This window comes from Nocardia sp. NBC_01730, assembly GCF_035920445.1.
Lineage (GTDB): Bacteria > Actinomycetota > Actinomycetes > Mycobacteriales > Mycobacteriaceae > Nocardia.
Genome location: NZ_CP109162.1, coordinates 6537532 through 6562177, shown reverse-complemented (window position 1 = coordinate 6562177; position 24646 = coordinate 6537532). Strand labels below are relative to the sequence as shown.

Sequence of the window (24646 nt, the reverse complement as noted above, 5' to 3'; positions counted from 1 at the left end):
TGAACGAGCTTTATGTTCCCGGTCCTGATTGGTGCCTCGATCGACGTTGGACCGACTGGAACGTCGCGGCGAACGCCGACGACGACGGCCAGGACTGAGCTCTAGGCACGAAACCGCCCCCACCGATTGCTTGGTCGGATAACCGAGTGCGGCTGGAGTGTTCAAGTGATCGCGTCGATGAGCAATTTCGCAGCCACCGTTGCCCCGTCCGCGTGGATCATGGCGGCCACTTCGCCCGCGCGCGCTCGGGTGGTAGGTGCCAATGCCATGTCGAGGGCGGCAGACAATGACGTTGCGTTGGGATCGGCGTCCGCACACGCTGTGCCGATGCCGAGATCGGCCACCCGGCGCGCCCAGTACGACTGGTCCATCATCTGGGGTACCACCACTTGAGGCACGCCGGCCCGAGCGGCGGCCGTCGTCGTGCCCGCGCCGCCGTGGTGGATGACGGCGGCGACCCGGGTGAACAGCGCTTGGTGGTTGACCTCGCCGATGGCCATGCAGTCGGCGAGGTCGTCGATCAAGGCCAGCTCGCCCCAGCCACGAGAAATGAGCGCACGGCGGCTGTGGGCACGGATCGCTTCGATCGCCGCCCTTGCGATGCCGTCGCACACCGGCATACTGCCGAACCCGACGTAAACCGGTGGTGTGCCCGCGTCCAAGAACGCCGCCAACTCGGCGGGGAAGCGGCGTTCGTCGGGCACGATCCAGGCACCGGTCTGCACGACGTCCAGACCCGGCGATTGCGACCATGGACCCAGAACCGGGTCCACGGCCAGCCATGGGCTGTCGGTGATGACGTGGTCGCGCACATTGCCCACCGGTGGCAGCCCGAGGGCCGCCCGGCCGGTGTCGAGCGCTTGGCCGAACTGAGCGTTCCAACCGTGGGCGTCGATCTCCCACAGCAACTGGTTGCCGATCGCCTCCGGCGCGGGCCGATCGCCCGGCAGCGGCATCGGCGGATGATGCGGCGAGGGCAGGGTGGTCGGCTGGTAGCTCACGTACTGATAGTGGATGCCCAACTGCTCAGCGACGGACCGAGCAGCGATCTGTGCCACGCCGGTTGCTACTACCGCATCGCATCCCGCAGCCGCTGTGGAGATCGTGTCGAACTGAACTGTGGGCCAGTCGGCTATGTACTGCAACCGATCCGCCTGCGACGGCCTTCCGCCTCGCGAACCGGTCATCGGCGGCCCCAGCGGCACCAGCGGCACGTCGAACTCAGCGAAGCGCCGCTCGAAGTCCGGTGGCGCACACACCCGCACCTGAGCTCCGAACTCCCGCAGCCGCAGCGCGAACCCCAAGGTCGGCTCGATGTCGCCACGCGACCCGCTCGCCGACAACAGCACCCGCGCCGTCATCGACGATCTGCGACTGAATTCGCACTGATCCACCCGGCCTGAACGAGGTCGTCGATGCCGCCCATACCGACCATCATCGATCCGAGCACCTTTCTGCGACGCCACGTCCGTTCCCACCATGGGGAAACTCCTGTGCATCACGCGCAGTCGTTTACCGAGCCTTTGGAGGGGGTCGAGGTAAATCCGCCGGATCCGGCGGATTTACCTCGACCCCCGACTCTCACTCGACCACCAGCCGGTCTGCGAGGTCGGCCGGGGTGTCCGGGGGCAGCGTGACGCTTTCGAGCAGCCACCGCAGCGCAGGCACGTCCTGCGGGTCGACGGGCACCGCGTCGTTGACCAACGCGCTGACGAGGTCGGCGGAGGCGAGCGAGAGCTCACCCACCATCACCTTCTCGCGCAGCGAATCCACCTTCCCCGGAGGGAGCGCGGGCGCGTACTTCCGCACCTGCTCCACCAGCGTCGAACGATAACCGTTCTGCACTCTGTACCAACCCCCTTCGCCATCTGGCCCGTGCGAGTCCATCAGCTTCAGGTATTCGAGTCCACGACAGCCGCCGTGACCTATTCGTGACATTGGGGTGGGCAGCCTGGCCGTAGGCGGGTAGCGTCCTGACCTGCGACAGCCCCCGGCGGCAGAGGCGCCGCCGGGGGCTGTTGTCCAGTCCAGAAGTGGGGCATAGAGATTGACCCTATTCTGACATTGTTGATCCCGGTCGCAAGTGTCGTTCTGGGGCGTACTCCAAAGCGACACCGGCCGGGGGTGTCACCCGCGCCAGGGATGTTTCTCGCGCATCATGTTGTGTGACTCGCAGCGATCGGTGGCGGTGTTTTCGCGCTGTCAGATGGCGCCGATGACGAGGGTGCTGCGGGCGGCTCGGGTCGCCGGTTGGCGGCAGCGGCGCCCAGGGTTTCTGTGGTCAGCCTGGCAGTGCTCGCCGCAGCTGGGTATATCCGCAGCACCGGTGGGGTGAACCCGCGCAGGTAACTACCTCAGGGTTTGGGGAGGCACACACCGCCCGGGTGGGCCGGTACTGCCTTCGGTCGGTCGCATGTATTTGCCGATGCGGCACGTCCAAAACGTCACCGTCCGAACTGATTCCGCGGATTGCGCCGGGGCATGTGAGGATGCTCGGCATGTCCGCGTCAGAAAATGCTCCGCTCCCCGGCCGCCGTCCGCGCTGGAAGAAGAAGCGCTACTGGATGCCTGTCACGGTGATCGCTCTACTGGCCGGCTTCCTGTTCGCCAACAACACAACGCTGCTCGCGGCCGAGCCCGGTGGTGGGCCGCTGGTGCTCGCGCATCGTGGAATGGCGCAGACCTTCGCCATGGACGGCGTCGATGCCGACACATGTACCGCCTCGCGTATCAACCCCCCGGTGCACGACTATCTGGAGAACACCATCGCCGGGATCCGGGCCGCCTTCGACGCGGGCGCGAATCAGGTCGAATTCGACGTCCACTGGACCGCCGACGGCAAGTTCGCGGTCTTCCACGACTGGACGCTCGACTGCCGCACCGGCGGCACCGGCACCACCCGTGACCACACTATGGACGAGCTGCGGAAACTCGATATCGGGTACGGCTATACCGCCGACGGCGGCAAGACCTACCCGTTCCGTGGGAAGGGCGTCGGTCTCATGCCCACGCTCGACGAGGTCCTCGCCGCCTTCCCCACCCAGTCGCTGCTGATCGACATCAAGAGCAACGACCCCGCCGAGGGCGCGGCCCTGGCCGACCGGCTGGCCGCCGAGAAGCCGGGCCGGCTCACCGTCTACGGCGGCGACGAGCCGATCGCGGTCGTCCACGAGCGCCTGCCGGACGTGCGCGTCATGTCCAAGCAGATCATGATCGACTGCCTGGGCCGGTACGAGGCGCTGGGCTGGACCGGCGCGGCCCCCGACGCCTGCCGCCACACCCAGCTGCACATTCCCGAAGGCTATGCGCGCTGGCTGTGGGGCTGGCCGGAACGGTTCGCCGAGCGCATGGCCGACGCGGATGCCCGGATCGTGCTGGTCGCCGGTTCCGGCGGCTTCTCCGAGGGCTTCGATACTCCCGAAGCCCTCGACCGGATTCCCGCCGGATTCACCGGTCTCGTCTGGACCAACCGAGTCGACACGATCGCGCCGCTGTTTCGGTGAGCATCGGCGCATAGGAAAGCGGGCCAGGCCGGTGTCCGGGCAGGGGGTCGAGGAGTAGATCCGCCGGATCCGCGCTAGCGAGTTACACATAGTTACTCCCTATGTTCGATAGCTCGGATGGCGACCTGGCGCTTTGACCGGTCGGCGGTGGGTCGACTCGGGAAACTATGCGCGGTACCGACGAGGCACGGCCTCTACCACTGAGCTCAGCCGCGCAGCGACTGGGAAGAGCCCCCTGTCAGGATTGAACTGACGACCGCTCGCTTACAACAACGGCACGGCCTCTACCACTGAGCTCAGCCGCGCAGCGACTGGGAAGAGCCCCCTGTCAGGATTGAACTGACGACCGCTCGCTTACAAGGCGAGTGCTCTACCACTGAGCTAAGGAGGCGGGGAAAGCGGTTGTCATCATAGCTGGGCGCGCCGACTACGTGACACCGGGTTTCCGGCGTCACGTAGTCGGCGGTCGTTCAGCTCGCCCCGACGCAGTATCGATTACCGCGTATCAGGACTTGGCGCCCTGGCGGGCCGCGTCGTCCGCGGCCATTGCGTCGCGCAGGCTCTTCGGACGCATGTCGGTCCAGTTCTTCTCGACATACTCGACGCAGGCGGCGCGGCTGTCCTCACCGAACACGACTCGCCATCCTGCCGGAACCTCGGCGAACGCCGGCCACAGGGAATGCTGTTCCTCGTCGTTGACCAGGACGAAGAAGCGGCCGTCTTCGTCATCGAAGGGGTTGGTGCTCAATTTCACCTCACTGGATACTGGCGCTATGTACGGGATCGCTCCGGGGTCACACGGCGCCGGGGTTACACGAACCGCAAGCGCCGAGATACCCCGTGCGTTGTTTCGACCCTAGCAAGGCAGACGTTACGCCAGAGCGATTACCTCCTGTGCACCCTTGCCAAACTCGCAATCAGCTCGCAAAGAAGTCGAGCAGGATCTTGTTGACCGCTTCCGGCCGTTCCAGATATCCGAAATGTCCAGCATCCGGCACTTCCTGGTACCGCGCGCCCGGGATGACGTCGGCGATCTCCCTGGACAGGTACGGCGGGATCATCCGGTCGTCAGCAAACCCGACCGACAGGCAGGGCACCCGGATCGCCCGGTATGCCTGCACCCGGTCGAAATCGTGGTCCATGCGGCGCTGGGCGCGGATGCCCGGCGGCACCGGTCCGCCGGTGAACTCGAACAGGTCGAGCCAGTCGCGAGCGGCGTTCGCCTCTGCCATGGTCGCGGGCGACAGGTTCATCACAGCGTTGACCGCTGCCTCGTACTTCGGCGGCAGCTGCACCCCGCTGGCGTCCAGCTCGTGTTCGCCGAGCGACAGCGTCTTCTGAAACTGGTCGAGTCGCCCGTGACCCGCCATGAATACCGCCTTGCGCACCAGATCCGGACGAGCCAAGGCCAGCTCCTGGGCTACCCGCGCGCCCATCGAGGTGCCGACCACCAGTGCGGGCCCCTCGGCGAGGAATTCGATGAGGGCGGCGGTGTCGGCGACCAGTTCGTCGATGGTCATGCCGGAGGCGGCCTCGAAAGACGGCGCGATCCCGCGGTTGTCGAACGTGCACACCCGGTAGCCCGCCGCGACCAGCGCCGGAACCTGGTGCAGTTCCCACACCCGCCCCGGGCTTCCGGTGCCCATGATCATGACCACGAGCGGCGCGGAGCCCTTGACGTCGGCGCCCCTGGCGCGATCACCCTTGACCTGGTAATTGAGGGAAATTCCGTTCACCGTGGCCAGCGGCATGTCGACCCTTTCGTGGAGTTGGTGCTGCGGTTCCCACGGTATAGGGACGGGCCAGGTCGGCGCACCAGCCGGGGTGCGGTCGACATGACGCGGGTGCGTCGCGGAAGTCCGAGGCGGACGGAGGTCCGAGCGTCGCATACCATTGACTATTCGCACGTACGAGCGTACTGAGCCGGGAGGACTTGAAGATGGCCGCGAAAGGCAGCGCGAACGACATCGCGGACGACGATCTGGAACCGCTCGCCGACGAGACAGCGCGGCAGGCGCAGCGGGTGGTCGCTGCCTACGCCGAGGATGCCGACGAGTGCCGAATGCTGTTGTCTATGTTGGGTATTGGACCGAGCGTCCGGAGCGAATAACCTCTTATTCGACGCCAACGGCGACGTCGACTGCACAACTCCAGCGGGATACAGCAACGCGAAGGATGCGTGAGTGGACCAGATGAACCCCTCCGACGACTCCGAGCACGCCAGAGATACTTCACCTGCTGAGACCGCGGCAGCGAGCGCCGACCCGTCCGAATCGGGCTCCGGGTTCGTCGTCGTCGCCAATCGGCTCCCCGTCGACCTCGAACGACTGCCCGACGGGACCAGCCGATGGAAGCGCAGCCCAGGGGGTCTGGTGACCGCGTTGGAACCGGTGTTGCGCAACAACAAGGGGGCCTGGGTCGGCTGGGCCGGCGTCCCCGACGTCGAAGTCGAACCGATCATCGAGGACGGCCTCGAACTGCATCCGGTCCCGCTGTCGGCGCTGGAGGTGGGGGACTACTACGAAGGCTTCTCCAACGGCACGCTGTGGCCGCTCTACCACGACGTCATCGTGCGTCCGGTCTACGACCGCAACTGGTGGGCCGCCTACGTCACGGTGAACCGGCGCTTCGCCGAGGCCACCGCGAAGGTCGCCGCCGAGGGCGCGACGGTGTGGGTGCAGGATTACCAACTGCAACTCGTGCCCAAGATGCTTCGCATGCTGCGCCCCGATCTGACCATCGGGTTCTTCCTGCACATCCCGTTCCCGCCGGTCGAGCTGTTCATGCAGATGCCGTGGCGGACCGAGATCGTCGAGGGCCTGCTCGGCGCCGACCTGATCGGCTTTCACCTGCCCGGCGGCGCACAGAACTTCCTCTACCTGGCCCGCAGGCTGGCCGGCCAGCCGACCTCGCGCGGTTCGATCGGCGTGCGATCCAAGCTCGGTGTCGTCCAGGTGGGGTTCCGGACGGTCCGGGTGGGTGCGTTCCCGATCTCGATCGCCTCGGCCCAACTCGACGAGCACTCTCGGCGCAGGTCGGTGCGCGAGCGCGCCGCCAAGATCCGGGCCGAGCTGGGCAATCCGAAGAACATCCTGCTCGGCGTCGACCGGCTGGACTACACCAAGGGCATCGATATCCGGCTCAACGCGCTGGAGGAGCTGCTCGTCGACGGCCGGGTCGACCCGGCGGAGACCGTGATGGTCCAGCTGGCCACCCCGAGCCGCGAGCGCGTCGAGAGCTACATCCAGATGCGCGGCGACATCGAACGCCAGGTCGGCCGGATCAACGGCGAGTTCGCGAGGGTCGGCTACCCGGTGGTGCACTACCTGCACCGGCCGATCCCGCGCGACGAGCTCATCGCGTTCTTCCTTGCCGCCGACGTCATGCTGGTGACGCCGCTGCGCGACGGCATGAACCTGGTCGCCAAGGAGTACGTCGCCTGTCACAGCGGGCTCAACGGCGCCCTGGTGTTGAGCGAATTCACCGGCGCGTCAGCCGAATTGCGCCAGTCGTATCTGTGCAACCCACACGACCTGGACAGCGTGAAGGATGCCATCGTCTCCGCGCTGGAGGACGACAGGGACACCAAGCGCAGGCGAATGCGCTCGCTGCGCCGTCAGGTGCTCGCCCACGACGTGGACCGCTGGGCGCGGGCGTTCCTCGACGCGTTGGCGCAGGATCAGGTCGCGGGTAGCGCGCTGCTGACCGACGACGACATCTACCCGGAATCGCGCACACCGTCGCGCTGATCTCGCGTTCACAGGAATCACCCAGCTTTCGTCCAGGAACTTCGCAGCAGTGTGCTGGACCATGAAGCAATGACTGGTGCGCCTGCGGAGCGGACACCCGAGGCACGGGTTCTGGTGGTCGACGACGAGCCGATGATTGTCGAGCTGCTCGCCGTGAGCCTGCGATATCAGGGCTTCGAGGTGGACACCGCGGCCGACGGCGCGCAGGCGCTGGACCGGGCGCGCACCTTCCGGCCACAGGCGCTCATCGTGGACGTGATGATGCCGGGCATGGACGGCTTCGGTCTACTGCGCAGGCTGCGCGCCGACGGCATCGACGCGCCCGTGCTGTTCCTCACCGCACGCGACGATGTGCAGGACAAGATCACCGGCCTTACCCTCGGGGCGGACGACTACGTCACCAAGCCGTTCAGCCTCGAAGAGGTGGTGGCCCGGCTGCGCGTCATCCTGCGCCGCGCGGGCCACGCCGCCCCGCAGCGGGAGAGTTCGCGCATCCGCTTCGAGGACATCGAACTCGACGACGACACCCACGAAGTGTGGAAGGCGGGCGAGCCGGTGGCCCTGTCCCCCACCGAGTTCACGCTGCTGCGCTACTTCATGGTCAACGCGGGCACAGTGCTGAGCAAGCCGCGCATCCTGGACCATGTATGGCGCTACGACTTCGGCGGCGAGGTCGGCGTCGTGGAAACCTACGTCTCCTACCTGCGCAAGAAGGTCGACACCGGCGACACGCGCCTGATCCACACCCTGCGCGGCGTCGGTTATGTCATGCGCGCACCCAATCGCCGGGTCGGGCGTTAGGTGAGCCCGGGTCGGCTCGCGACGGCCCGCACGAAAGCCGCAGGCGCCTTATCCGCGATCCCGCTGCGGGTGACGCTGATGGTGTTGCTTGTCCTCACGGCGGGCCTCGGCTTGCTCATCTCCGGCATGGTGGTGACCTCCGGGCTGGAACAGCAGCTGACCAACCGCACCGACCAGCAGCTGCGCGAGGGCGCCGGCGAGTGGTCCCGCCGGGAGCGGGTACCACCGCCGCCGGTGCTGCCGCCTGACCCACGCCATGCGCCGAGCCAGTTCTACGTTCGGGTACAGATCGTCGACGGGCGGTCGTTCTCGATCAAAGCATTCGGCGTCGACGCCGAACCCGCCCTGCCGGACACGCCACGATCCGGCCCCTTCACCACAGGCTCCGTGAACGGCGGACCGATCGAGTGGCGTGTGCTGACGGTGCGCACGCCACACGCGACAACCACCGTGGCGTTGCCGCTCACCCAGAACACCGACACGGTGCACCGGCTGCTGATGCTGCAACTGATCGTCGGTCTGATCGTGCTCGCCGCGCTGGCGGTGATCGCGTACTTCGTGGTCCGGCGCAGCCTGCGCCCGCTGCGCCGGGTCGAGAACATCGCCGCTGCGATCGCACAGGGTGACCTGCATCGCCGGGTTCCGGTGCGCGGCAAGAACACCGAGGTGGACCGGCTGTCGCGTTCACTGAACGGCATGCTGGCACAGATCCAACGTGCGTTCACCGCGACCGCGGCGTCCGAGGACGCCGCACGGCGGTCCGAGGAACGTATGCGTCAGTTCGTCGCAGATGCCAGTCACGAGTTGCGCACCCCGCTCACGACGATCCGCGGGTTCGCCGAGCTCTACCGCCAGGGCGCCACCACCGATCCGGGGATGTTCATGGATCGCATCGAGCGCGAATCCCAGCGGATGGGCGTTCTGGTCGAAGACCTGCTGATGCTGGCGCGACTGGACGCGCAGCGCCCGTTGGAACTGGGACCGGTCGACCTGCTCGCCGTCGCCAGTGATGCCGTGCACAACGCGCGGGCGGTGGTCGCGGCCGGGCATACCGAAGGACCGATGCGCACCATCGAGCTGAAAGTCCAACCGGGCGAAGGGACATTGGAGGTGATCGGCGACGAGGCACGGCTGCGCCAGGTCCTGACCAATCTCCTGAACAATGCGGTCACGCACACCGCGCCCGACACCGCGGTGGAGGTACTGGTGACACCCGACGCCGACCACGTCGTGCTCGACGTGGCGGACAGCGGGCCCGGTCTGCCTGCCGAGGAGGCGGAGCGAATCTTCGAGCGCTTCTACCGCACCGACACCTCACGCGCACGCAGCAGCGGCGGCACCGGACTGGGCCTGTCCATCGTGCAGGCCCTGGTGACCGCACACGGCGGCACGGTCACCGTGCGAAGCACACCTGAGGAGGGTACGACGTTCACCGTCCGGCTGCCCCGTCGAACGCCGCCGAATACGGACTAGCCGAATCGAACCGGTCGCCGTTCTCGACAATCAGACCGGCGTGACCGCCTCGACCAACCAGCGGGAGTCCGTTTTCGCCAACGTGACGCGCACGCGGCTGCCGGTGGTTGTGCCCTGCGGGGTGTCCTTGCTCGTCGTGACCTGGTTGAGGAACAGCAGAACTTCCGCGTGGGTGCGATCGGCCGAGATGACGCCGCTCGCCTGGGTGGTCGCGGTGACGGTGAGCTGCTTCTCCTTGGCGCCCGGCGCGATCTGCTTGTCGATCAGCGTCAAGTAGTCGTCGCGGAAGCTGCCACCGAGGTTGTCGGCCGACTTCCGCAGCTCGGTGTCGACGGTCTGCGGGCTGTAGGTGAACATCGCCTCGACGGTGCGGCCCGCGGTCGCGACCGCGTCCTTGCGCGACTGCTCGGCCTGCCGGTCGTCCCAGTAGCGGTAGCCGTTCACGCCGCCGATGACCGCTGCCGCGGCGACCACCACGCCGACGATCGCGAGCAGAATCTTGCCTCGAATTCCGTTCATGCTGTGCCCTCCTCTGGCATGAGCGGAGCCCTCCGTGGTCACGCTTCGCTGCCTCCTCCGAGCCTGACCGCTCATGCTGTGCCCTCTCCGGCATGAGCGGAGCCCTCCGTGGTCACGCTTCGCTGCCTCCTCCGGGCCTGACCGCTCATGCCACGAACTCCACATTAGACACGCTCAGACCGGCGTCGCCGCGGGTGACGGTCACCCGGAACCGGTAATACCTGGTCTGTGGCTCGGCCTGGCCCGCGTTGGTCAGCGTCTGTTTGGCGGCGACCAGGACGCGCGCGGAGCGGTCGTCGTCGCTCTCCAGCGCGGCCGCCACGATCTCGCCGTTGGAGACGACCTTGGCCTGCTGCACGATGCTGGTGAACGGGTCGACCCGTCCGTCGAACTCGGTTTTGAACTCCCCCGAGGCCAGCGACAGGATCCGATCGATGTCCTGCTTGGCCGAATCGGCCCGGATGGTAGTGAGATTGACGATCGCCTGCCGGGCGGTCTGCACATATTCGTCGCGGTGCGCGTCGCGTTGGTCCGCCGAACGCACCGCGAACACCGACAGGGTCGCACCGCACACCAGAGCCAAGACCAGCAGCGCGGCGGCGCCCAGTGCGAGAAGCTGCGGAACGCGGCGGCCGCTGTTCGCCTTTTCGTCGGCAGGCGCGGCATCGCCTTCCGTCTTCGCGAGAACGACCGATTCCTGGTCGGCTGCCGTGTCGGTGGTCGAGGCGACCACGTCCGGCTCCGTCACGGCGTTCGCGTCGTCGACGGAAGCCGGCCCGCTGTCCGCGCCGGCGCCGAGAACCGCGGCGCGGGCCGAGATGACCTCGGGAGCCGAGGTCTCGAATTCTGTGGTGGTCGAGGTCCCGTTCTCCTCGACCGGGGGTCCGGCCGAGCGCACCGCACGTCGCCGCGTGCGGTGACCATCTCCGTTGACATCACTCATCGTTGCTGCTCCTCGAGCATCGCCTGCCAGCTCGACGGTACCGTGCCCGAACCGTTCGGTCCGATATCGCCCTGTCGGTACGTGCGCCCGTCGGTGCCGATATAGACGCCGGTGTCCGGGTCGTAGGCTCTCGCGGCGGCCGGTGTACCACCGCCGTAACTTGCGGGTGCGACACCCGCGGGTTCCCGCGCGGGGGGCGCGGCCGCAGGCGCGACCGGCTGCGGTGGGCCGAACGGCGGGTTGTTGCCCAACGGAACGTACCCGGTCCGGCACAGATCCGGCGTCGGGGCGCGCACACCGGGGACCTCGGCACACGGCGTGTTGCGGATACCGCGCACGGCCTCGGGCGCGTCCTGCGGGACCTTGCAGTACAGGCCGGGTGGCGTGTCCACGGTGTCCAATTCGCTGGGCGAGCGGCGCTGGTCCGGCGGGAGGAAACCGGTGGTGCAGGCGGGCGGGTCGTTGACGACGGTCATGAAGTCGACCAGGGCGCCGTACTCGAGCGGTCCTCGGACTGCGGTGAGCAGCGCCGCGACCAGCGGCGGGTAGACCACCAGGATCTGTTCCAGTCCGGCGTGGTAGGTCACGGCAACCTGGCCGACGCTGACCAGGTTGGCCAGCACCAGCGGCAGGGTCGGCCTCAGGTCGCTGAACAGCGAACTCACCTGCTGCATCGCGGCGGGGCCGTTGCGCAGCACCCCGCGCAGCGCGGGGTCGTGGCCGCGTAGCTGGTCGGTGACGGTCGCCAGATCGGCGGTCCAGGAACGGATCGCGGCGTCCGAGCGGGTCTGGGTGTCAAGTAGCGGCCCGATCTGGTCGAGCAGCTGTTTGGTCGGCTCCGCGTTGTTCTGCGCCTCCTGCACCAGCAACGCCGCGGAATCAATGAACCGCTGCAGGTCGGGGCCCGCACCGTTGAATGCGAGGAACGCCTCGTCGATGACCTGTCGCAGGCGGGTGTCGGCGACGCTGGACAGCAGCCGGTCCGACTGGTCGAGCAGCGCCCCGACATCCTGCGGCAGCTTGGTGCGTTCCACCGGGATCACGCTGCCGTCGTGCAGGTTGCCGCCCGTGCGGTGCTCGGCGGGCACCAGGTCGACGTACTGCTCGCCGACCGCCGATACGCTGCGCACCCACGCGTCGACGTCGGAGGGGATCTTGTGGTCGCTCGCGATCGACAGCTTCGCGGCGACCCCGGCGGGCGTGAGCCGAACCTCCTTCACCTGACCGACATTCGTGCCGCGGTAGGCGACGTTGGCCGTCGGGTAGAGACCGCCGGTCGCGGCAAGTTGGACCGTCACCTCGTAGCGTCCGATGCCGAACATCGCAGGCAGCTTCACATACGTCCCGCCCATCACCACCAGGCCGATCACCGTCAGTATCGAGAAGATGATCAGCTGAGTGCGGACGAATCTAGTGAGCGTCACTGTCCCGGACTCCCTTGTGGCGCAGTGTTTCCCGGCAAGGGCACGGTCAGCCCGGGAATGGCGGGCAGGCCGGGGATCGGAGGAAGGCCGGGAATGGTCGGCGGCGGCTGCTGGCTCGCGGCGGGCGGGGGCGCCTGCAGCGGCCCGGTCGCCGGATCACCGTTCTGGGCTGCCGTACCCGGCGCGAAGCTGCCGAGCGCGCCCTCGACGCCGCCGAAGCGCCCGCCCAGCGGTGTCCCGGTGAGGAAGTTCGAGTCCAGCCGCCGGCCCGTGATGTCCACCGTCATAAACAGATTCAGGTAGTCGCCCTTGATCGCGCGATCGAGATTCTTCATCGGGAACGGGAAGGTGAGCACGATCTTCAGCGCCTCTGTGAGGTTGTTGCCGGTGTCGGCCAGCGATTGCAGCGCCGGCCAGAGGTCGCGCAAGTTGGCCTTCAGATTGCTGCCACCTGCGTCGATGATCCGCTGGGTGACATCGCTCAGCTCACCTAGCGCGGTGATCGCCCGCGTGATGTTCGCCCTGCGATCGGCCAGCACGGTCAACGCGGGATGGATCTGCTCGATGGCGGCCGCCACCACGTCGCGCTGCTCGGCCAGCCGGCCGCCGAGCCGGTCGAGTCCGCTCATCGCGGCGATGATGTCCCCGGTCTGGTGGTCCAGGTTCGTGGTCAGTTCGTTCAGTTGCGGTAGCAGATCCCGGATCGCTTCCTCCCGGCCGGTGAACGCGGAATTGAGTTCGCGGGTAATGGTTTCCAGCTGGGACACGCCGCCGCCGTTGAGCACCACCGACAGCGAGGACAGCACCTGCTCGGTAGTCGGGAAGGCTCCGGCCCGCGCCAGCGGGATGACATCGCCGGGGCGCAGCCGGCCTTCGGCGGTCTGGTCGGTCGGCGCGGCCAGCTCCACATGGTTGGAGCCGAGCAAGCTGGTCTGCCCGATCTTGGCGACCGCGTTGGCCGGCAGCTGCACGTCGGGGTTCAGCGTGACGGTGACCAGCGCGTGCCAGTCCTCCACCTCGATCTTCGAGACCGTGCCGACCGTGACGTCGTGCACCCGTACCGGCGAATTCCTGGTCAACGTGGTCACGTTCGGCATCTGGATTCGCACCTGATACGAGCCGGGCGCGGTGCCCTCGGTGCCGGGCATCGGCAGCGAGTTCAGCCCGTCCCACTCACAGCCGGAAATCCCGAGCACCGCCGCAAGCCCCACCGCGAGGGCGGCGTTCCGGCGCATTCGCCGCGTCGGCATCATCGCCCTCCTCCCGGAATGGCCAGTCCGGCAATGCCGTTCGGCACGCTCACTGGCGCGGGTTGTGGCTGCGGCGGCGTCTCGCTCGCGACCCGCCCTGCCAGGCTTGGATCGGAATACACCAGCTGGTTCGGGAACGCGGTGACGCCGCTGGCCGGGTTCGCCATGATCGGCACGTAGTTCATGGCCAGGGTGTTGAGTACCGGCGCAAGGTACTGCGCGCAGAGATCGGCGCTGCGGTCGGAGTCGTTGGTCTCCAACGCGCGCACCGACCCGCAGAGGAAGCTGAGCGGGTCCGCGAAGTTGGTCGGTGCGATGGCGCCGGTCAGGGTGCCCTGAGCGGGCTTGTAAATCTGGTAGAAGTTCACCAGCGCGGTCGGCCCGGAATGTAATACCCTTTCCAGCTCCGGTCGCTTGTCGACCAGCACCTGGGTGGCATCGGCCAGCCGTTGCACACCCTCGGTGAGCTCGGCGCCGTTGCCCTCGATGAACCGGCGCACATCGACCACCGCCGCGTCCAGATTGTCCAGTCCGGCGCCAAGATCCGACGAGACACCGGCCAGCACCGAGGACACCGACGCGAGTCTGCCGCCGAACTGCACGATCTGCTCGTTGCTCGCCGAGAGCACGTCGACGAACTTCTGCAAGTTGCTGATGGTGCCGAACAGGTCGGTCCGCCGGTCCGACAACGTGTTCAACGTCGCCGACAACTCATGAAGTGTGTCGCGGAACTTCTGGCCGTTGCCGTCGAGATTGTCGGCGGCAGTGTTGATGAAGCGGCCGAACGAGCCCTGCGCGTCGTCGCCGACCGGACCGAGCGTGGTCGCCAACTTGGTCAGTTCCGCCTTGATGTCGTCCCATTCGACGGGCACAGCGGTGTGCTCGATCGGAATCTCGCTGCCGTCCTTCATCTTCGGTCCACCGGTGTAGGCCGGCGCGAGCTGGATGAACCGCGCCGAGACCAGCGAAGGCGAGATGATCACAGCCCGCGCGTCGGCGGGGATGTCGATGCCGCGGTCGAGCGTCATCTTCACCTTCACCCGGTCGCTGCCCGGCTCGATCGAGTCGATCCTCCCGACCTGCACGCCCAGCACGCGTACGTCGTCGCCCTGGTACAGGCCGGAGGTGGACGGGAAATAAGCCGTGATGCCGGTGGTTCCGATCCGGGTGATGCCGTTCCACACGCCAACCGCCACAAGGGCGGCGGCCAGCACGCCCGCCAGCACAAGGACCCAGCGGGGCAGTTTCCGTACTGCGCCCGCGCCTGTTGTTCGCTCGCTGCGCTCGGCTGCACCGGTTGTTCGCTCGCTGCGCTCACTCATCGCGGCGGCTCCTGGGTCGCGGGTTCGATCGACGGGAACGGCTCGAGGTAGCTGCGCAGGTCGTCGGGCAGGTGCTGCGGCCACAGCAGGGCGTCCACCATCGGCTGCAGCAACTTGCTGCTCGCGTTGACCACGTACGCCTGGAAGTAGGGGCCGCTGCCGACCTGCTCGCCGAGGGCGGCCGCGAACGGACCGAGCCCCACCAGCGCGTCGGCGAGGTTCTGCTTGTTCTTCTGCAACAGGGCAAGCACCGAATTCAGCTTGTCGAGCGCCGGTTTCAGCTGCGCCTCGTTGTCGGCGACCAGACCGGACAGCTGCTCGGCCAGGCCGTTCACGTAGACGATCAACTGGCCGAGCGCGGTGCGGCGCCGATCCAGCTCACCGAGCAGCTCATTGCCGTCCAGCAGCAGCGCGTTGATCTGGTTGCCGCGGTCGGCGAGGATCTTCGTGACGCTCTGCGCCCGCTTCAGCAGGTCCGACAGCGCCTCGTCGCGCGCGTTGATGCTGCGCGAGAGCGCGGTGACGCCGTCCAACGCCGACCGGAGCGGAGCGGGGGTGTCGGCGAAGGTCGCCGAGAGCGCGTCGAGGGTCTGGTCGACCTTCTCCATATCCAGGCCGTGCACCGTGCCCGCCAGATCGCCCAGGGCCTCGTTGAGCGAATACGGCGAGGTGGTGCGGTCCAACGGAATCGTGTCGTCGGTGCGCAGCGCCCCGGAGCCGGACGGGGTCACCTCCAGCGACTTGCGCCCGAGCACGGTGTTGGTCTTGATCGCCGCCGACGTCTTCTGCCCCAGCACGATCGACTCGTCCAGGGTGAACCGGACCAGCACCTTCGCGCCGTCCAGGCCGACCTTGTCCACCCGGCCGGAGCGCACACCGGCGACCTGGACCGGGTCGCCGGGCACCAGGCCGCCTGCGTCGGCGAAGTACGCGGTGAACGTCGCACCGGACCGGATGAACGGCAGCCGGTCGAATTGCAGTGCCGACAGTGCCACCGCCACCGCGAGCACGAGGCCGACGATGCCGATGGTGACGGCGGTTGATCGCTGCTCGTTCATCGGTTCTCGGCACACCTTCCTGTCGTCTGCTCGGCGGGCATGTTGATCTTCATGGTCTTCCCGTCCGGACCGTCCACCAGGAAATTCGTCCCGCAGACGTAGAGCTGGAGGAAGGAGCCGTAGGAACCGATCCTGATCAGCTGCCGATAGGTCGAGGGAAGCCGGTCCAGCACCCACTGGACGGTGTCGGAGCCCGCGTCGAGGTTGGCCGCCACGCGGCCGGTCTGCTCGATGGTGTCCTTCAGGTCCGGGCGGGCCTGGGCGAGCAGGTCGGTCAGGTCGCCGGTGGCTCCGGCGATGCGCGGAATCGCGTCGCCGATCTGGTCTCTGTCGGCGGCCAATCCGCTGATCAGCCGCTGCAGTTCGGCGAGCGTGGTGGCGAACTGGTCGCCGCGCTGATCGATGGTCTGCAACACGGTGTTCAGGTTGTTGATCACGCTGCCGATCAGCGCGTCCCGGTCGGCCAGGGTCTTGGCGAACGAACCACCGCTGTTCAGCAGGGATACCAGCGTGCCACCCTGACCCTGGAAGATCTGCAACAGCGCGTTGGTCAGGTCGTTCACCTGGCCGGGATCGAGGCCGCGCAGCAGCGGCTTGAACCCGCCGAGCAGCATGTCCAGATCCAACGCGGGCGCGGTCTGCTCCGTGCCGATGGTGCCGCCCTTCTGCAACACATAATTGGAGCCGGGGCCCTCGACCAGCTCCATATACCGGTCGCCGACCAGGTTTTCGTACTTGATCGCCGCGCGTGTACTCGTGAGCAGTTTGTACTTGCGGTCGACGGCGAACTCGACGTGCGCGAGATAGTCCTTGCCGACCTTCACCGAGGTGACCGAGCCGACCGGGACGCCCGCGATGCGCACCTTCGCGCCGGGCAGCATCCCGGAGGAACTGGTGAACACGGCGTGATAGCCGTTCTCCCTGGCGAAGCGCATCTGGCTGAAGACGACCGCCAACCCGGCGAAGACCAGCGTCATCACCAGAGTGAAGATGGCCAGCTTGACGGTCGTCGCGGTGTTTTTCACGGTCGCGGCACCCCCGGCAGTCCGGCGAACAGGATCTGGAAGATCTTGGGCGGGTTGACAGTCAACGTCGTCGACGGGGCGTACACGTGACCTTCCGAACTGTCGGTGACGACATAGTCGGCGTGGCTGCCCGGCTCCCGGTCCAGCAGCCCCTCGCACCGCGGGCCGCCGGTCGCGTTCACCTTGGGCAGATCGTCCGGGTAGGTGTATGGCTTGGGGCCGTACATGAAGCCCGCGTTCAGCGCGACACCTTCCTGCAAACCGCCGAAGACCGCCTCGCCGAGCGGAAGCGCCTTGCCGAGACCCCCGATCAGGCAGTAGAGCGCGGGCGCGTACTCGTGCAGCAGTCCGGTGGTCGGGCGCAGCAGGTCCAAAGCCGTGACGAGCTGATTCTCGTTCTCGCGCAATACCGAACCGGTGGTGTCGGCCAGCCCGATGAGGTTCATCAGCACGTTGTCGAGGCTGTCCTGCTCCTCGACCAAGGTCTTGCTGGTGACGGTCGCGTTGTCCAGGGTGCGCAACAGGTCGTTCGCCGTGTCCGCGTAGAGGTTCGTGACGTCGCTGGTCTTCGCCAGGTCCTGTTGCAGCGTGGGCAGATACGGGTTGATGTCGCGCAGGTAGGCGTCGCTCTGCGCGAGCAGGTCGCCGAGCTTCTGCCCCCGGCCCTGTAGCGCGGTGCCCAGCGCGGACAGCGTCGCGTTCAGTTTCTCGGGCTCGAGCTTGGCGAGCACGTCGGACAGATGTTGGAACAGCGTGTTGAACTCGACGGTCACCCGCTGCGCCGTCACGGTCGCGCCCGGTTTCAGCGAGGAAGAAGAAGGCTGCCCGGGAACAACGAAGTTGACGTACTTCGCGCCGAACACGGTGGTGGAGCGGATGTCGACGCCCGCGTTGGACGGCACCAGCTTCAGCATTTCCGGATCGAGAGCCAGCGTCAGCTCGGCGCCGTCGGCGGTGTGGTCGACCGCCGCGACGCGACCGATGTCGACGCCGCGCATCTTCACCTTGGCGTCCGGGTCGAGGACCAGGCCGCTGCGTGGAGCTTCCACAGTCACGGTGGCCGTGGTGGTGAATCCGCCGACGAACATGGTCAGCGCGACGACGACGAGCGCGACGAGCGCGAGCACCATCCCGGCTCCGGCCAGCTTCAGGCCGAGCCCGCCGCGCAGCGCCTTCTTCAGGCCACTTTCCGCTTGCTTCGATTCCGCCATGTCGCTTATCCGGAGAGATGGAAGTTGCCGGAGGTGCCGTAGATGGCCAGCGAGATCAGCAGGGTCACCGTGACCACCGCGACCAACGAGGTCCGCACCGCGTTGCCCACCGCGATACCCACACCGACCGGACCGCCCGCGGCGTTGTAGCCGTAGTAGGTGTGGATCATCATCACGGCCAACGCCATGAAGATCGCCTGGGCGAAAGACCAGAGGATGTCGCTCGGGATGAGGAAGGTGGAGAAGTAGTGGTCATAGACGCCCGCCGACTGCCCGTAGATCACCACGGTGGCGAATCGGCTCGCGAGGAACGACGCGATCACCGCGAGCGCGTAGAGCGGGACGATGGCGATCATCCCGGCCAGTACCCGGGTGCCGACCAGGTACGGCACCGGCCGGATCGCCATCGACTCCAGCGCGTCGATCTCCTCGGCCACCCGCATAGCGCCCAGCTGCGCGGTCGAGCCGGCCCCGATGGTGGCGGCGAGGCCGATACCGGAGATCACCGGCGCCGCGATGCGGACGTTGATGAACGCCGCGAAGAAGCCGGTGAGCGCCTCGACGCCGATGTTGCCGAGCGAGCTGTAGCCCTGCACCGCGATGGTGCCGCCCGCGAACAGGGTGAGGAATCCGACGATCACCACGGTGCCGCCGATCACCGCCAGTGCGCCGGTGCCCATGCTGATTTCGGCGATCAGCCGGATCGTCTCGGTCCGGTAGTGCACCACCGCCCTCGGTATGGAACCGATCGTCTGGGCGTAGAACACTGCGTGCTTGCCTACCGCGTCGAGCGAGTCCGACATCCGGCGCACGCGCCGCACGGTCCGCGGGAAGCGGGACGCGATCACGAAGGACATCGCGTCACCGCGCCGTGAAGTTGATGCCGACGGCGGTGACCACCACGTTCACTACGAACAAGGCCATAAAGGCGAACACTACGGTCTGATTCACCGCATCACCGACACTCTTGGGTCCACCTTTGACATTCAGGCCCAGATAACAGGCGACCAGCCCCGCGATCAGCCCGAACAACCCGGCTTTCACCTCGGAAATGATCAGCTCGGGCAGATGGGTGAGCAATGTGATGCCATTGACGAACGCGCCGGGATTTACGTCCTGCAAATACACGGAAAACAGAAAACCGCCGACGATGCCAATGGTGCACACCAGGCTGTTGAGCATCAGCGCGACGAACATCGAGGCGAGCACGCGCGGCACCACCAGGCGGTGCACCGGGTTGATACCGAGCACCCGCATCGCGTCGATTTCCTCACGAATGGTGCGGGCGCCCAGGTCAGCGCAGATCGCGGTGGCGCCGGCTCCCGCGACGATGAGCACGGTGACGATCGGCCCGACCTGGGTGACCGAGCCGAACGCCGCGCCGGCGCCGCTGAGGTCGGCCGCGCCGATCTCGCGCAAGAGAATGTTCAGCGTGAAGCTCACCAGAACGGTGAACGGAATCGCGACCAACAATGTGGGAACGATCGATACTCGCGCGATGAACCAGGATTGGTCGATGAACTCGCGCCATTGAAAGGGTCTCCGCACGCTGGAACGCGCGACCTCGGCGGTGAGTTCGAAGAACCCACCGACGGCCCGCAATGGCACGGCAAGGACCTCGTTCATCCGCGATCCTCCTTGCTCAACTGCGCATACAGCTCACGGCGCGGATGTCCACCGTGGCCGCACCGCCTCAACGATTAGAACACGTTCACCGTGCTGCCGGAAGGCTTTCAACACTTTTGAAATGCTCTTTATCTGAAGATCGGCATTCAAATTGGAACCGGTGTCAGTGCAGAATGATCCCACCTTTTGCGGGGCGTCACACGCCCCGCAAGCACATGTCTACCAAGTGCCGAACTCATGATCAATAGTTGGACGATTGACCAGTAATGCACGGGCAGCAGCCGCCTGCGAGCGGCTCATCCCAGATCGATGAGGGAGGAGGCCGAGAACGTCTGCCTGGCCGGACGCTCGGCGAAATAGCCAGTCAACGTGCCCGCCAGGTCGTCCGCGGACCACTGACCGCCCGCGGCGTCGAAACGGCGCTCGACAACCGGTGCCGCCATGAGGGCGACCATCGCCCCATACACCACGAACAGCTGCCCGTTGACCGCGTCGGCGGCGGGCGAAGCGAGATAGGCGACCAGCCGGGCCACATGATCGGGCGACAGCGGATCGATCTCCCCCTCGGGGGCGGCGCTGAACACCGCCTCCGTCATCGCCGTCCGCGCCCGCGGCGCGATCGCGTTGGCGCGCACGCCGTAGCGCGACAGCGCCCGCGCTGCCGAGAGGGTGAGCGCGGTGATGCCCGCCTTCGCGGCGCCGTAGTTGGCCTGCCCCTCCGGTCCGAGCAGGCCCGCTTCCGAGGAAGTGTTGACGAGCCTGCCGTAGATCGGCGCGCCGGCCTCCTTGGACTTGACGCGCCAATATGCGGCCGCGTTACGCGACAACAGGAAATGACCACGCAGGTGCACCGCGAGCACCGCGTCGAAGTCCTCGTCGGACATATTGAACAGCATTCGGTCGCGGGTGATACCCGCGTTGTTGACTACGATATCGACCGAGCCGAAGGCTTCCTCGGCGGTGCTGATCAGCGCGTCGGCGGTGGCGCGCTCGGCGATGCTGCCCGCGACGAACTCCGCCTTGGCCCCCAGCGCGCGAATCTCGGCGAGGGTATCGGCGACCGCATCCGATTCCGACAGGTCGTTGACCACGACCGAAGCGCCCGCCCCTGCCAGCGCGAGCGCTTCGGCCCGCCCAAGTCCGGCGCCGCCGCCGGTCACGATTGCCACTCGGCCCGCAAGGCTCAGATCATTGCTCACGCGGCCGACTTTAGAACGCGTTCCAACTTCCGGCAAGGGCCGGCTACCGCAGACGCAGCGCCGCCTTCGGGCATTGCGCGACGGCGTCCTCCACCGCCGCGAGCCGATCGGCGGGCACCTCGGCCTCCGCGATGTGCAGCACGTCCTCGTCGTCGAGTTCGAACACGTCGGGGGCGATTCCGACACAGATCCCGTTCGCTTCACACTGGTCCAGATCGACACTGACCTTCATGAGAACTCCTTTACCACCGCTGTACTCGAAGCCTGAAAGGCCGAGGCGACCGCCCGGGTCGTCTTCGACCTGTCCCACTCTCAATACTGGAACATGTTTCAGTCGATATGCAATGATCGAGAGAACCCGAAACGACGAAGGCTCGGTCCTACCCACCCCGCCGACTCCGCAAGCTCCGTCGGCTGACCATCCCCATGAGGTATTGCCATGCGCATTGCGTACACGCCGCAACAGGAGGAGCTGCGCGCGGAGCTGCGCGACTACTTCGCGCGGCTCATCACCCCGGAGCGCCGAGCGGCGCTCAGCGCGCAGACCGGCGAGTACGGACAGGGCAACGTCTACCGCGAGGTCGTCCAGGAGATGGGCAACGACGGCTGGCTGGCGCTCGGATGGCCCAAGGAGTACGGCGGCCAGGACCGCCCGACCATGGACCAGCTGATCTTCACCGATGAGGCCGCGGCCGCGGGCGCGCCGGTGCCGTTCCTGACCATCAACTCGGTCGCGCCGACGATCATGCACTACGGCAGCGAGGAGCAGAAGAAGTTCTTCCTCCCCAAGATCGCGGCCGGTGAACTGCACTTCGCCATCGGATATTCCGAGCCGGGCGCGGGCACCGACCTGGCCAGCCTGCGCACCACCGCCGTGCGCGACGGCGACGACTACGTGATCAACGGCCAAAAGATGTGGACAAGCCTGATCGCCTACGCCGACTACGTTTGGCTGGCTGTGCGCACCGATCCCACAGCCAAGAAGCACAAGGGCATCAGCATGCTCATCATGCCGACCACGGCCGAGGGCTTCTCCTGGACCCCCGTGCACACCATGGCGGGCCCGGACACCAGCGCGACCTACTACCAGGACGTCCGGGTGCCCGCGAGCGCGCTGGTCGGCCAGGAGAACGGCGGCTGGGCGCTGATCACCAACCAGCTCAACCACGAGCGCGTCGCGCTCACCTCGGCCGCGCCGCTGGCACTGGCCCTGCGTCAGACCGTGGAGTGGGCGAGCAACACCAAGGCAAGCGACAGCTCGCGGGTGATCGACCGGGAATGGGTACAGCTCAACCTCGCCAAGGTGCACGCCAAGGTCAAGTACCTCGAGCTGCTGAACTGGGAGATCGCCAGCCGGGCCGATGCGGGCGGCGACGCGGCTCCGCGTCCGTGGGACGCCTCGACCTGCAAGGTATACGGCACCGAGCTTGCCACCGAGGCCTACCGGCTGCTCATGGAGGTCCTTGGCCCGCAGGCCTATCTGCGCCAGGACTCCCCCGGCGCCGAACTGCGTGGGCGTCTGGAGCGAATGCACCGGGCCGCGCTCATCCTGACCTTCGGCGGCGGCACCAACGAGGTCCAGCGCGACATCATCGCCATGACCGCCCTCAAGCAGCCTGCCGCGGCGCGCTGATCGAAAGCAGGTAGACCACCATGGATTTCACTCCCACCGAAGCCCAACTTGATCTCGCTCGGCTGACCGGCGAGGTGTGCGGCAAGCTGGTCACCGCCGACCGGCTGCGCGAACTCGACACCGCAGGCGGCTCGGGAACGAACACCGAGCGGTTCGACGAGACGCTGTGGAGTTCGCTCGCCGAGACCGGCGTGCTCGCGGCGGCCCTGCCCGAGTCGGTCGGCGGCAGCGACCTCGGCCCGCTCGAACAGACCGCCATCCTGCGTGAGCTGGGCAAGTATGTCGCGGCCGTGCCGTATCTGTGGTCGATCGTCGTCGGCGCGGGCGCGCTGGCCCGGTTCGGCGACGCGGCACAACAAGATCGAGCCGCCCGAGCCGGTGCGGGCAGCATCATCCTCACCGCGGCGCTGGCCGAGGAGCGCAACTGGGAGCCCGCCCAGCCGACCACCACCGCGGTCGAGATGGACGGCGGCTGGCGGCTCACTGGCGCCAAAACCACCGTGCCCTTCGCCGACCGAGCCGAGCGCATCCTGGTTCCCGCCACGGTGTCCGGCGCAACGGCGGTCTTCCTCGTCGATCCCGCTGCCGCGACCGTGACGGCCCAGCAGGTGGTCGACCGCAGCCCGGAGTTCGCCGTCGAATTCACCGACACGTCCGCCGAACTGGTCGGCGGCGTGGCCGACGGCGCCGAGATCCTGGACTGGATCCTCGCCCGCGCCTGGCTGGGCCTGAGCGCTCTGCAACTCGGGACCGTGGAACGGGCGCTCGAGCTGGTCGCCGAGTACGCAAGGGAGCGTGAGCAGTTCGGCAAGGCGGTCGGCAGCTTCCAGGCCGTCGCGCAGCGCCTCGCCGACGCTTACATCGACGTCCAGGGCCTGCGCCTCGCCGTAACCCAGGCCGCGTGGCTGCTGTCGGAGAACCTGCCCGCGGCCGAGGCCGTGCACACCGCCAAGTTCTGGGCCGCCGACGCTGGCCACCGAGTCGCGCACACCGTCATCCACGTGCACGGCGGCGTCGGCATCGACCGCGACCACATCGTGCACAACTACTTCACCGCGGCAAAGCACAATGAGTTCGCCCTCGGCACGGCCACCGATCACCTACGCGCGCTCGGCGCGCTGCTGGCGTAGCCGAGATTTCGAATCGGCCCACATGGCATCTTGTCTGCGGGCCGGTTCGCGTGTCCGGGCCGTCAGCCTTCGAACTTCGCCAAGTGCTCGGCAATCGCAGGCACGCCGAGCTCACCCTGACATACCCCCAGCACGAATCGCTCGGCGTCATCGACATCGAAGTGCGTGTCCAGCGGATGACCGTTGATCTGCAGGAAAACCCAGGTCGCGTACCAGGCCAATCGCTTGTTGCCATCGACCAAGCCATGGTTGCGTGCAATCGATTCCATCAGCGCAGCAGCCTTCTGCCACACCTCCGGGTAGGCGTCCTGGCCGAATACGCTGGACTGCGGTCGAGCAAGAGCAGAGTCGAGCAGGCCGTAGTCACGGACCGCCGGAGTACCCAATCGCTCAGCGAGATTCAGCAGTTCGGGCAGCGTCAGATACTCCATCAGGCCAGCCTCCGGTTCAGCTCCTCACTGACTCGCAAGACGTGATCAGCGGCCTCGTTGAACAATCTGGAATGCTCATTGATCGCCTTGACGACAGCATCGTGGACGAACTGTTGCATGCTGCGGCCCTCCGCCTCCGCGCGTTCACGCAAAGCGGCCAGCTCCGCCTCGGAAAACCGAATGTTCAGACCAGCCATCACTCGATGGTACCGCATGGTACCGCATGACTCCGGATTCTGTGCCTGACGCTCCCCGGTACCGGTCACCCAAACCAGACCGACCACCGACGGCAACGCTCTAGTCGAGGCACGCGGCCAGGCCGGCGCTGAATTCGCAACGGCCGACCGCG

The 24646-nt window shown here is 67.0% G+C and carries 25 protein-coding genes and 1 tRNA gene; 7 read left to right on the top strand and 19 right to left on the bottom strand.

The window, feature by feature from the left end:
- Window positions 1-161: 161 nt before the first annotated feature.
- Window positions 162-1361, bottom strand: coding sequence for a glycosyltransferase (locus tag OHB12_RS27680; protein WP_327112116.1), 1200 nt, complete (start codon window positions 1359-1361; stop codon window positions 162-164).
- A gap of 220 nt (window positions 1362-1581) precedes the next feature.
- Window positions 1582-1845, bottom strand: a complete 264-nt coding sequence (locus OHB12_RS27675; RefSeq protein WP_327112114.1) for a hypothetical protein — start codon at window positions 1843-1845, stop codon at window positions 1582-1584.
- A 653-nt stretch (window positions 1846-2498) separates the two neighbouring features.
- Here OHB12_RS27675 and OHB12_RS27670 point away from each other — a divergent pair.
- The gene (locus tag OHB12_RS27670) at window positions 2499-3503 is read left to right on the top strand and encodes a glycerophosphodiester phosphodiesterase family protein (RefSeq protein ID WP_327112112.1); all 1005 of its coding nucleotides are present in this window, start codon (window positions 2499-2501) and stop codon (window positions 3501-3503) included.
- Window positions 3504-3822: 319 nt separating this feature from the next.
- On the opposite strand, the gene OHB12_RS27665 is transcribed toward OHB12_RS27670, so the two are convergent.
- The 3 genes from OHB12_RS27665 to OHB12_RS27655 all read right to left on the bottom strand — a co-directional run bounded on the left by OHB12_RS27665 (window position 3823) and on the right by OHB12_RS27655 (window position 5254).
- Window positions 3823-3894, bottom strand: a tRNA-Thr gene (locus OHB12_RS27665).
- A gap of 114 nt (window positions 3895-4008) precedes the next feature.
- The gene (locus tag OHB12_RS27660) at window positions 4009-4251 is read right to left on the bottom strand and encodes an MbtH family protein (RefSeq protein WP_327112110.1); all 243 of its coding nucleotides are present in this window, start codon (window positions 4249-4251) and stop codon (window positions 4009-4011) included.
- Window positions 4252-4420: 169 nt separating this feature from the next.
- Window positions 4421-5254 carry an alpha/beta fold hydrolase gene (locus tag OHB12_RS27655; protein ID WP_327112108.1) on the bottom strand — a complete coding sequence of 278 codons (834 nt, stop codon included), beginning with the start codon at window positions 5252-5254 and terminating at the stop codon, window positions 4421-4423.
- A 188-nt stretch (window positions 5255-5442) separates the two neighbouring features.
- Between OHB12_RS27655 and OHB12_RS27650 the strand changes: the two genes are divergently transcribed.
- The 4 genes from OHB12_RS27650 to OHB12_RS27635 all read left to right on the top strand — a co-directional run bounded on the left by OHB12_RS27650 (window position 5443) and on the right by OHB12_RS27635 (window position 9526).
- The gene (locus OHB12_RS27650; RefSeq protein ID WP_327112106.1) at window positions 5443-5613 is read left to right on the top strand and encodes a hypothetical protein; all 171 of its coding nucleotides are present in this window, start codon (window positions 5443-5445) and stop codon (window positions 5611-5613) included.
- A gap of 82 nt (window positions 5614-5695) precedes the next feature.
- Window positions 5696-7252, top strand: a complete 1557-nt coding sequence (locus OHB12_RS27645; RefSeq protein ID WP_327121550.1) for an alpha,alpha-trehalose-phosphate synthase (UDP-forming) — start codon at window positions 5696-5698, stop codon at window positions 7250-7252.
- 69 nt (window positions 7253-7321) lie between these two features.
- Window positions 7322-8053 carry a response regulator transcription factor gene (locus OHB12_RS27640; RefSeq protein WP_327112104.1) on the top strand — a complete coding sequence of 244 codons (732 nt, stop codon included), beginning with the start codon at window positions 7322-7324 and terminating at the stop codon, window positions 8051-8053.
- A 78-nt stretch (window positions 8054-8131) separates the two neighbouring features.
- Entirely contained in the window at window positions 8132-9526 is a 1395-nt protein-coding gene (locus tag OHB12_RS27635) for a sensor histidine kinase (RefSeq protein WP_327121548.1), read from the top strand.
- A gap of 30 nt (window positions 9527-9556) precedes the next feature.
- Here the strand turns inward: OHB12_RS27635 and OHB12_RS27630 are convergent, their stop codons facing one another.
- From OHB12_RS27630 to OHB12_RS27575, 12 genes are all read right to left on the bottom strand, one after another.
- Window positions 9557-10045: a h domain protein gene (locus tag OHB12_RS27630; protein WP_327112102.1), complete on the bottom strand. Its 489-nt coding sequence runs from the start codon at window positions 10043-10045 to the stop codon at window positions 9557-9559.
- Window positions 10046-10190: 145 nt separating this feature from the next.
- Window positions 10191-10988 (bottom strand): hypothetical protein, encoded by a 798-nt coding sequence (locus tag OHB12_RS27625; RefSeq protein ID WP_327112100.1) that lies wholly within the window; start codon window positions 10986-10988, stop codon window positions 10191-10193.
- Entirely contained in the window at window positions 10985-12412 is a 1428-nt protein-coding gene (locus OHB12_RS27620) for an MlaD family protein (RefSeq protein WP_327112098.1), read from the bottom strand. The genes OHB12_RS27625 and OHB12_RS27620 overlap by 4 nt, the downstream gene beginning before the upstream one ends.
- Window positions 12409-13665 carry an MCE family protein gene (locus OHB12_RS27615; RefSeq protein ID WP_327112095.1) on the bottom strand — a complete coding sequence of 419 codons (1257 nt, stop codon included), beginning with the start codon at window positions 13663-13665 and terminating at the stop codon, window positions 12409-12411. Before OHB12_RS27615 ends, OHB12_RS27620 begins: the two co-directional genes overlap by 4 nt.
- Window positions 13662-14984, bottom strand: a complete 1323-nt coding sequence (locus tag OHB12_RS27610) for an MCE family protein (RefSeq protein WP_327112093.1) — start codon at window positions 14982-14984, stop codon at window positions 13662-13664. The genes OHB12_RS27615 and OHB12_RS27610 overlap by 4 nt, the downstream gene beginning before the upstream one ends.
- Window positions 14981-16042, bottom strand: a complete 1062-nt coding sequence (locus OHB12_RS27605; RefSeq protein WP_327112091.1) for an MCE family protein — start codon at window positions 16040-16042, stop codon at window positions 14981-14983. Before OHB12_RS27605 ends, OHB12_RS27610 begins: the two co-directional genes overlap by 4 nt.
- Window positions 16039-17067: an MCE family protein gene (locus tag OHB12_RS27600; RefSeq protein ID WP_327112089.1), complete on the bottom strand. Its 1029-nt coding sequence runs from the start codon at window positions 17065-17067 to the stop codon at window positions 16039-16041. Before OHB12_RS27600 ends, OHB12_RS27605 begins: the two co-directional genes overlap by 4 nt.
- Window positions 17064-18278 (bottom strand): MCE family protein, encoded by a 1215-nt coding sequence (locus OHB12_RS27595; RefSeq protein WP_327112087.1) that lies wholly within the window; start codon window positions 18276-18278, stop codon window positions 17064-17066. The genes OHB12_RS27600 and OHB12_RS27595 overlap by 4 nt, the downstream gene beginning before the upstream one ends.
- Window positions 18279-18283: 5 nt before the next feature.
- The gene (locus tag OHB12_RS27590; RefSeq protein ID WP_327112085.1) at window positions 18284-19135 is read right to left on the bottom strand and encodes an MlaE family ABC transporter permease; all 852 of its coding nucleotides are present in this window, start codon (window positions 19133-19135) and stop codon (window positions 18284-18286) included.
- Window positions 19136-19139: 4 nt separating this feature from the next.
- Window positions 19140-19904: an MlaE family ABC transporter permease gene (locus tag OHB12_RS27585; protein ID WP_327112083.1), complete on the bottom strand. Its 765-nt coding sequence runs from the start codon at window positions 19902-19904 to the stop codon at window positions 19140-19142.
- 296 nt (window positions 19905-20200) lie between these two features.
- Window positions 20201-21103: a 3-oxoacyl-ACP reductase gene (locus OHB12_RS27580; RefSeq protein WP_327112082.1), complete on the bottom strand. Its 903-nt coding sequence runs from the start codon at window positions 21101-21103 to the stop codon at window positions 20201-20203.
- A gap of 43 nt (window positions 21104-21146) precedes the next feature.
- The gene (locus OHB12_RS27575) at window positions 21147-21335 is read right to left on the bottom strand and encodes a ferredoxin (RefSeq protein WP_327112080.1); all 189 of its coding nucleotides are present in this window, start codon (window positions 21333-21335) and stop codon (window positions 21147-21149) included.
- Between the two features lie 207 nt (window positions 21336-21542).
- On the opposite strand from OHB12_RS27575, the gene OHB12_RS27570 reads away from it, so the two are divergent.
- Window positions 21543-22736: an acyl-CoA dehydrogenase family protein gene (locus tag OHB12_RS27570; RefSeq protein WP_327112078.1), complete on the top strand. Its 1194-nt coding sequence runs from the start codon at window positions 21543-21545 to the stop codon at window positions 22734-22736.
- Window positions 22737-22756: 20 nt separating this feature from the next.
- The gene (locus tag OHB12_RS27565; RefSeq protein ID WP_327112076.1) at window positions 22757-23866 is read left to right on the top strand and encodes an acyl-CoA dehydrogenase family protein; all 1110 of its coding nucleotides are present in this window, start codon (window positions 22757-22759) and stop codon (window positions 23864-23866) included.
- A gap of 62 nt (window positions 23867-23928) precedes the next feature.
- On the opposite strand, the gene OHB12_RS27560 is transcribed toward OHB12_RS27565, so the two are convergent.
- Both OHB12_RS27560 and OHB12_RS27555 read right to left on the bottom strand, forming a co-directional pair.
- The gene (locus tag OHB12_RS27560; protein WP_442800143.1) at window positions 23929-24300 is read right to left on the bottom strand and encodes a type II toxin-antitoxin system death-on-curing family toxin; all 372 of its coding nucleotides are present in this window, start codon (window positions 24298-24300) and stop codon (window positions 23929-23931) included.
- Window positions 24297-24494: an antitoxin Phd gene (locus tag OHB12_RS27555; protein WP_327112072.1), complete on the bottom strand. Its 198-nt coding sequence runs from the start codon at window positions 24492-24494 to the stop codon at window positions 24297-24299. Before OHB12_RS27555 ends, OHB12_RS27560 begins: the two co-directional genes overlap by 4 nt.
- Window positions 24495-24646: the final 152 nt, after the last annotated feature.